This window comes from Limimaricola cinnabarinus (assembly GCF_002723615.1).
GTDB classification, from domain to species: Bacteria; Pseudomonadota; Alphaproteobacteria; order Rhodobacterales; family Rhodobacteraceae; genus Limimaricola; species Limimaricola cinnabarinus_B.
Map to the genome: position 1 here is coordinate 22,257 of NZ_KZ304977.1, position 7,461 is coordinate 29,717.

Annotated in this window: 8 protein-coding genes; all 8 read left to right on the plus strand. The window is 71.0% G+C overall.

All coding sequences use genetic code 11. From position 1 onward, the window contains the following. Nucleotides 1-162: 162 nt before the first annotated feature. Nucleotides 163-1,947, plus strand: a complete 1,785-nt coding sequence (locus tag CJ301_RS16410) for a PQQ-dependent methanol/ethanol family dehydrogenase (protein ID WP_099278442.1) — start codon at nt 163-165, stop codon at nt 1,945-1,947. A 628-nt stretch (nt 1,948-2,575) separates the two neighbouring features. Then, nucleotides 2,576-2,656: a pyrroloquinoline quinone precursor peptide PqqA gene (gene pqqA / locus CJ301_RS16415; RefSeq protein ID WP_099278443.1), complete on the plus strand. Its 81-nt coding sequence runs from the start codon at nt 2,576-2,578 to the stop codon at nt 2,654-2,656. Nucleotides 2,657-2,699: 43 nt separating this feature from the next. Next, nucleotides 2,700-3,623, plus strand: a complete 924-nt coding sequence (gene pqqB, locus CJ301_RS16420) for a pyrroloquinoline quinone biosynthesis protein PqqB (protein ID WP_099278444.1) — start codon at nt 2,700-2,702, stop codon at nt 3,621-3,623. Further along, nucleotides 3,620-4,408, plus strand: coding sequence for a pyrroloquinoline-quinone synthase PqqC (gene pqqC, locus CJ301_RS16425; RefSeq protein ID WP_099278445.1), 789 nt, complete (start codon nt 3,620-3,622; stop codon nt 4,406-4,408). Before pqqB ends, pqqC begins: the two co-directional genes overlap by 4 nt. Next, nucleotides 4,405-4,686: a pyrroloquinoline quinone biosynthesis peptide chaperone PqqD gene (gene pqqD / locus CJ301_RS16430; RefSeq protein ID WP_099278446.1), complete on the plus strand. Its 282-nt coding sequence runs from the start codon at nt 4,405-4,407 to the stop codon at nt 4,684-4,686. Before pqqC ends, pqqD begins: the two co-directional genes overlap by 4 nt. Then, nucleotides 4,683-5,825 carry a pyrroloquinoline quinone biosynthesis protein PqqE gene (pqqE, locus tag CJ301_RS16435; RefSeq protein WP_099278447.1) on the plus strand — a complete coding sequence of 381 codons (1,143 nt, stop codon included), beginning with the start codon at nt 4,683-4,685 and terminating at the stop codon, nt 5,823-5,825. Before pqqD ends, pqqE begins: the two co-directional genes overlap by 4 nt. Then, on the plus strand, nt 5,822-6,739 hold the full coding sequence (locus CJ301_RS16440) for an alpha/beta fold hydrolase (RefSeq protein WP_099278448.1): 918 nt from the start codon (nt 5,822-5,824) through the stop codon (nt 6,737-6,739). The genes pqqE and CJ301_RS16440 overlap by 4 nt, the downstream gene beginning before the upstream one ends. Then, nucleotides 6,736-7,461, plus strand: a 726-nt coding sequence (locus CJ301_RS16445) for an insulinase family protein (protein WP_173812382.1), incomplete at its 3' end; no start/stop codon positions are given. The genes CJ301_RS16440 and CJ301_RS16445, both read left to right, overlap by 4 nt.

The window sequence follows — 7,461 nt, forward strand, 5'->3', positions numbered from 1 at the left end:
GCGTGGACCCTTCGACCGTTCGGCGCGGGCTACGACCTTGGCAGGGGGGCGGGGCTACGACCATCGTCCGATTTCCGCGCCCCCTGCCCCGCGGCGATCATGCAGGCGGCGCGAGGGGTTCTGACGGGGCCGCTGCCGCCGCCACATGGGAGGAGGACCCACATGAACCGCTTCATCGCCGCCGCCTGCGCCACGCTGATCGCAGGCACCGCCGCCCAAGCCGCACGGGCTCAGGTCACCGACGAGGACATCGCCAACGACGCCGCCACCGTAGAGGACGTGGTCACCAACGGCATGGGCCGCGGGCTGCAGCGCTACAGCCCGCTCGACACGCTCAACCGCGAGACGGTCGAATATCTCATCCCCGCCTGGGCCTTCAGCCTCGGCGGCGAGAAGCAGCGCGGCCAGGAGACCCAGCCGCTCGTGAAGGACGGGGTGATGTACATCACCGGCTCCTATTCGCGGCTCTATGCCATCGACGCCCGCACCGGGCAGGAGCTGTGGCAGTACGACGCCCGCCTGCCCGAAGGCATCCTGCCCTGCTGCGACGTAGTTAATCGTGGCGCGGCGCTCTGGGGCGACAAGGTCTATTTCGGCACGCTCGACGCGCGGCTGGTGGCGCTCGACGCCAAGACCGGCGACGTGGTCTGGAACAAGAAGATCGCCGACTACAAGGAAGGCTACAGCTACACCGCCGCGCCGCTGATCCATAACGGGCTGATCATCACCGGCAATTCGGGCGGCGAATTCGGCATCGTCGGCGAGGTGCAGGCCCGCGACGCCGAGACCGGCGAGCTGGTCTGGACCCGGCCGATGATCGAGGGCCACATGGGCACGCTCAACGGCGAGGAATCGACCATGACCGGGACGCTGAACGCGACTTGGCCGGGCGACATGTGGAAGCAGGGCGGCGGCGCCACCTGGCTCGGCGGCTCGTATGACGCCGAGACCGACACGCTGGTCTTCGGCGCCGGCAACCCCGCGCCCTGGAACAGCTGGCTGCGCAATGCGGGCGAGCCCGTCGAAGGCAACACCGGCGACAACCTCTACGCCGCCTCCCGCGTCGGCCTCGACCCGGCGACCGGCGAGATCAAGTGGCACTTCCAGACCACCCCGCGCGAGGGCTGGGATTTCGACGGCGTCAACGAGGTGGTGGGCTTCACCGACAAGGACGGCAACAAGCGCTACGGCACCGCCGATCGCAACGGCTTCTTCTACGTGCTCGACCGCGCCGATGGCGGCTATGTCGACGCCTTCCCCTTCGTGAAGGATATCACTTGGGCCGAGGGCATCGACGACACCGGCCGGCCGATCTTCGTCGAGGCCAACCGCCCCGGTCGCCCGGCCGAGCTGACCGGCGAGGCCAAGGGCGAGACGATCTTCGCCGCGCCGTCCTTCCTCGGCGGCAAGAACTGGATGCCGATGAGCTATTCGGAGAATACCGGCCTGTTCTACGTCCCCTCCAACGAATGGGGCATGGACATGTGGAACGAGCCGGTGACCTACAAGAAGGGCGCGGCCTACATGGGCGCGGGCTTCACCATCAAGCCGCTCTATGAGGACCATATCGGCAGCCTCAAGGCGATCGATCCCGCCACCGGCGAATGGGTGTGGGAGTTCAAAAACGACGCCCCGCTCTGGGGGGGCGTGATGTCGACCAAGGGCGGTCTGGTGTTCACTGGCACCCCCGAGGGGCGGTTCATCGCCTTCGACGATGCCACCGGCGAGGAGCTGTGGAGCTTCCAGACCGGCTCGGGCGTGGTCGGCCAGCCAATCACTTGGGAGCAGGATGGCGAGCAGTACGTCTCGGTGATCTCGGGCTGGGGCGGCGCGGTGCCGCTGTGGGGCGGGGAGGTGGCCAAGAAGGTCAACTTCCTCAATCAAGGTGCGACGCTGTGGACCTTCAAGCTGCCCAAAGCATTGGCCGAGCTGGCCTCGACCCAGTAACCTGGCACTGCCTTGCCATTGCGACCGGCCGGCCCCCCGGCCGGTCGCATCCTTTCGAGATCTCGACCTCAGCTAGCTAACATCACGACATGATCACCGGCGCGCGCTTGAAGTCCGAGGCGGGCCGCGTATTCGACGTCCGGCCGCAACTTTTATTTCCAATCAATGTCAGGCGATCCGGCGTTTTGCGGCATGTAACCTACCTGAGCGCCCGCGACACTGCAGTGTTCCTATAGTTGCATCCGCATATCGCGATCGGCACAAGGACATGGCTCCCTGCTCCTTCCGCATGCCTTGGCAGACCAGCACCCTTGAGTCCCCGAGCGGGCAGGTCTGGCACAACCGGCCGCGCCATGGGGCATGTGATGGTCACGCTTGGCGCAAGGCCCGACCCCACATTGAGGCGTTGCCCCCGACCGTCGGTCATCTCGGGCACCGGCCAGGGCCGGCGCCGCAGCTGCAAGGCTCGACCGGCGCGCCGCGCTATGTCGGCTGAGCGGCCCGGCGCTCTACGACCATTTGACGATACCGCCCCGCCCCGCCGCGCTGCTAGCCTGACCCGAGGGACCGGCCCCCGGCCCCGCGCCGCCGCCGGGCGCACCGGCGGAGCCTTTGAAGGGAGTGCTGCATGGCCTGGAAAGCCCCGAAGATCGTCGAAGTCGAAGCCGGCATGGAAATCAACATGTACGCCTGCGCCAAGCGCAAGTGACCGGCGGCCGCGCCCGCCGCGACGCCTTGGGGAGGAGGCTCGCATGCTGAGATTCATCACCCTGGGCTGCGCGGCGGGTGGCGGCTACCCGCAATGGAACTGCAACTGCGTCGGCTGCCGGGCCGCCCGCGCCGCGCCCGACACCCATGAGGGCCAGGCCGGGATCGCCGCTTCGGTCGATGGCGAGCACTGGTTCCTGATCAACGCCTCGCCCGACATCCGCGCCCAGATCAACGCCACGCCCGCCCTGCACCCGCGCGCGGGCCGGCTGCGCGACACGCCGATCGCCGGCGTCATCCTCACCAATGGCGAAATCGACGCCGTCACCGGCCTCCTGTCGCTGCGCGAGGGCTCGCCCTTCGCGATCCACGCCCATCCCCGCGTGTTGTCGGTGCTGGCCGAGAACCCGATCTTCGACGTGCTCGACCGCGCCCGCGTGCCGCGCCACGCCATCGCCCTCGACACCCCCTTCGAGCCCGCCCTGCCCGACGGCACCCCCTCGGGGCTGATCGTCGAGGCCTTCGAGGTGCCGGGCAAGCCCGCCTGGCATCTCGAGGGCCGGGCCGAGCCGACCGAGGAGCGCCCCGGCGACACGCTCGGCCTGCGGCTGCGCGCCGCCACAGGCGGGCCGGAGGCCTTCGTCATCGCCGCCTGCGGCCGGGTCACCGAAGCCCTGCGCGATCGGCTGCGCGGCGCGGCGCTGGTGATGTTCGACGGCACGCTGTGGCATGATGACGAGCTGATCGACCAGGGGCTGGCCGCCAAGACCGGCCGCCGGATGGGCCATGTCTCGGTTTCCGGCCCCGAGGGCGCGATGGCCCGTCTGGAGGGTCTCGGCATCGCGCGAAAGCTGTTCGTCCACGTCAACAACTCCAATCCGATCCTGCGCCCCGGCACGCCCGAGCGCGCCGCGATCGAGGCCGCGGGCTGGCGCCTGCCCCGCGCCGGAGAGGAGATCGCGCCATGAACGCCCATCAGCCCCCTGCCCCGGATTTCGACACGACCTTCCATTTCACGGGCGAGCCGCTCGACGACGCCGAGGCGCTGGAGCGCCGGCTGCGCGCCATAGGCGCGGCCCGCTACCACGACCGTCACCCGTTCCATCACCTGTTGCATGACGGCAAGCTCACCCTCGGCCAGGTCCAGGCTTGGGCGCTGAACCGCTGGTATTACCAGTCCTCGATCCCGATCAAGGACGCGCTGGTGATCTCGCGCTTCCGCGACCGGGCGCTGCGCCGCGAATGGCGCCACCGGATCGAGGACCATGATGGCCGCGACAACGACGCCGGCGGCATCGACCGCTGGCTGCTCCTAACCACCGGCCTCGGCCTCGACCCCGACTACGTCACCTCGGCCCGCGGCGTGCTGCCCGCCACCCGCTTCGCGGTCGACGCCTATGTCAGTTTCGTCGCCACCCGCTCGCCGCTCGAGGCGATCGCCTCCTCGCTGACCGAGCTGTTCGCGCCGAACATCCACGAGCGGCGCATTTCCGGGATGCTGGAGAATTACGACTTCATCACCCCCGAGATCATGACCTATTTCAAGACCCGGCTCGGCCAGGCACCGCGCGACGCGGGCTTCGCGCTCGACTACGTCAGGACCCACGCCCGCACGCCCGAGAGCCGCGCGCTGGTCTGCGAGGCGCTGGTGTTCAAGACCGAGGTGCTCTGGGTTCAGCTCGACGCGCTCTACCACGCCTATGTCACCGGCCACCCGCCGCCCGGCGCCTTCGTTCCGGAGGACGCCCCGTGACCCCCGACAGCCGCCCCGCCCTGCCCCGCTTCGTCAAGCTGCGCTTCGACCGCGCCCGCGACACCTGGCTGCTGCTCGCGCCCGAGCGGATCCTGATCCCCGACGAGATCGCGGTCGAGGTGCTGAAGCTCTGCGACGGCGAGGCGACGCTCGCGGCCATCGCCGCCACCCTCGCCGCCCGCTACGACGCCCCCGAACCCGAGATCCTCTCCGACATCACCGACATGCTGGCCGACCTCGAGGCCAAGGGCTTCCTGCGCGACCGCGAGGCGGCATGACCGAGCTTTCCGCCCGCCTGCGCCCCGACCCGGCCCGCAGCCACGGCATCCCGATCGCCGTGCTGGCCGAGATCACCCATCGCTGCCCGCTGCAATGCCCCTATTGCTCCAACCCGGTCGAGCTCGAACGTGCCAGCGCCGAGCTCTCGACCGAGGAATGGCTGCGGGTGCTGGGCGAGATCGCCGATCTCGGCGTGCTGCAGCTGCATTTCTCGGGCGGTGAGCCGCTGGCCCGCCGCGACCTCGAAACCCTGGTCGCCCGCGCCGCCGCGCTCGACCTCTACACCAACCTGATCACCTCGGCCGTCACCCTGACCGAAGCCCGGCTTGACGCGCTGGCGCAGGCCGGTCTCGACCACGTGCAGATCTCGGTCCAGTCGGTCGAGGACGCGCTCGCCACCCGGATCGGCGGCCTGCGCGGCGCGCTCGAGCGCAAGCGCGCCGCCGCCGCATGGGTCCGCGCCCGCGACCTGCCGCTGACGCTCAACGCCGTGATGCACCGCCAGAACCTGCACGAGCTGCCCGAGATGATCGAGATGGCGCTCGATCTCGGCGCCGCCCGGCTCGAGGTCGCCAACGTCCAGTATTACGGCTGGGCGCTTAGGAACCGCGCCGCGCTGATGCCGACACCCGACCAGATAGACACCGCCTCGAAGGTGGTCGACGCGGCCCGCGCCCGGCTGCATGGCCGCCTCGTCATCGACTATGTCGAACCCGACTACTACGCCGCCCGGCCCAAGCCCTGCATGGGCGGCTGGGGGCGGCAGGTCTTCAACATCTCGCCCTCGGGCAAGGTGCTGCCCTGCCACGCCGCCGAAAGCATCGCCGGGCTGCGCTTCGACTCGGTGCGCGACCACCCGCTGGCCTGGATCTGGGATCATTCCGAAGCGATGAACCGCTATCGAGGCACGGCCTGGATGCCCGAACCCTGCCGCTCCTGCGCGCACAAGCATGACGACTGGGGCGGCTGCCGCTGCCAGGCGTCGGCGCTTCTGAGCGACGCCGGCGCGACCGACCCGGCCTGCGCCTTCTCGCCCCGCCATGCCGAGGTGTTCGAGGCGGCGCTGGCCTTTTCCGAGGGCTCCGACCGCTACACCTACCGCGACTTTTCTGGCGGCACGCCAGAGCCGGGCGGATGAGCGGCTTCGCCGGCCACGTCGATGTCGGCGACGGCCACCAGATATATGCCGAGCTGACCGGCCCCGCCGACGCGCCCGCCGCGCTGTTCCTGCATGGCGGGCCGGGCAGCGGCTGCCAGCCCGCCCACCGGGCGCTGTTCCCCAAGGCGACCCGGCTCCTGATGTTCGACCAGCGCGGCGCCGGGCGCTCGCGCCCGCATGGCGCGCGCCATGCCAACACCACCGCGCATCTGATCCGCGACATCGAGGCGCTGCGCGCCCGCTTCGCCATCGACCGCTGGCTGGTGGTCGGGGGCTCGTGGGGCGCGACGCTGGCGCTGGCCTATGCGCTGGCCCATGCCGAGCGGGTCTCAGGGATCGTGCTGCGGGCGGTGTTCCTCGGCACCCGCGCCGAGCTGGAGACCGCCTTCCTCGACACGCTGCCGCGCTTTCACCCGGCGCTCTTCGACGACTTCCTGGCGCTGCTCGACGCGCCCGAGCGCGCCGATCCGCTCGGCGCCTACTGGACCCGCATCCTCGACCCCGACCCGGCGATCCACCGCCCGGCGGCCCGCGCCTGGGCCGGGACCGAGCGCATCCTGTCGCGGATCACCCCCGCCGCGGCCCGGCTCGACCGCGATGCGCTCGCCGCCCCCGGCCCGCTGCCCGCCACCCCGTTCATGGAGGCGCATTACTTCCGCGCCGGCTGCTTCCTCGACGCGCCGCTCCTCGACCGCGCATCGGCGCTGCGCCCGGTCCCCGGCCACATCGTCCAGGGCCGCCATGACCTCCTCTGCCCGCCCGCGACCAGCCACGCGCTTGCCGCGCGATGGGGCGCGCCGGTGGAGGTGATCGAGGATGCCGGTCACGACATGGCCGATGGCGGCACCATCGCCGCCCTGCGCGCGGCGATCGCCGCGATGGCAGCGCGGTGAGCGGTTTCGCCGTCGCAGCCGAAGCGCATCTGCCCGAAATCAGCGCGCTGGCCCGGCTGCACCATCACCCGGGCGGCGGCGCGGCGCTGACCCTGCAGGGCGGCGATCTAAACGCACTGTCGCTCGGCATCCGCACGCCGCTACCCGACGACAGCGGCATCGCCCATGTGCTGGAGCATTGCGTGCTGCAGGGCTCGCGCCGCTTTCCGCTGCGCCGGGGCTTCGCCGCGCTGCTCGACGGCGCGCTGCACGGCCATCTCAACGCCGCCACCCTGCCCGGCCTGACCGTCTACGAGATCGCCTGCGCCCATGACCGCGAGTTCGACCGGCTGGCCGCGATCTGGCTCGACGCGGCATTCCACCCACTGCTGCACGCTGATGCCTTCGCCCGAGAGGGCTGGCGCCTCGCGCTCGACCCGCCGCGCCTGACCGGCGTGGTGCTGAACGAGATGCTCGGCCACCGCGCCACGCCGCGCGCCTTCGGCGACGCGATCCGCGCGGCGCTGTTTCCCGGCGCGGCGCAGGGCTTCGACCCCGGCGGCGACCCGGCCCGGCTGCCCGATCTCACCCTCGCGGCGATGCGCCGCTACCACGCCCGCCACTACCGCGCCGGCGGCGCGCTGGCGGTGATCGCCGGGCCGGAGCCCGAGGCGCGGCTGCCAATGCTGGCCCACGCCTTCGACACCGCGCCCGGGCCGGTGCCGGACGCGCCCGCCCCGCCC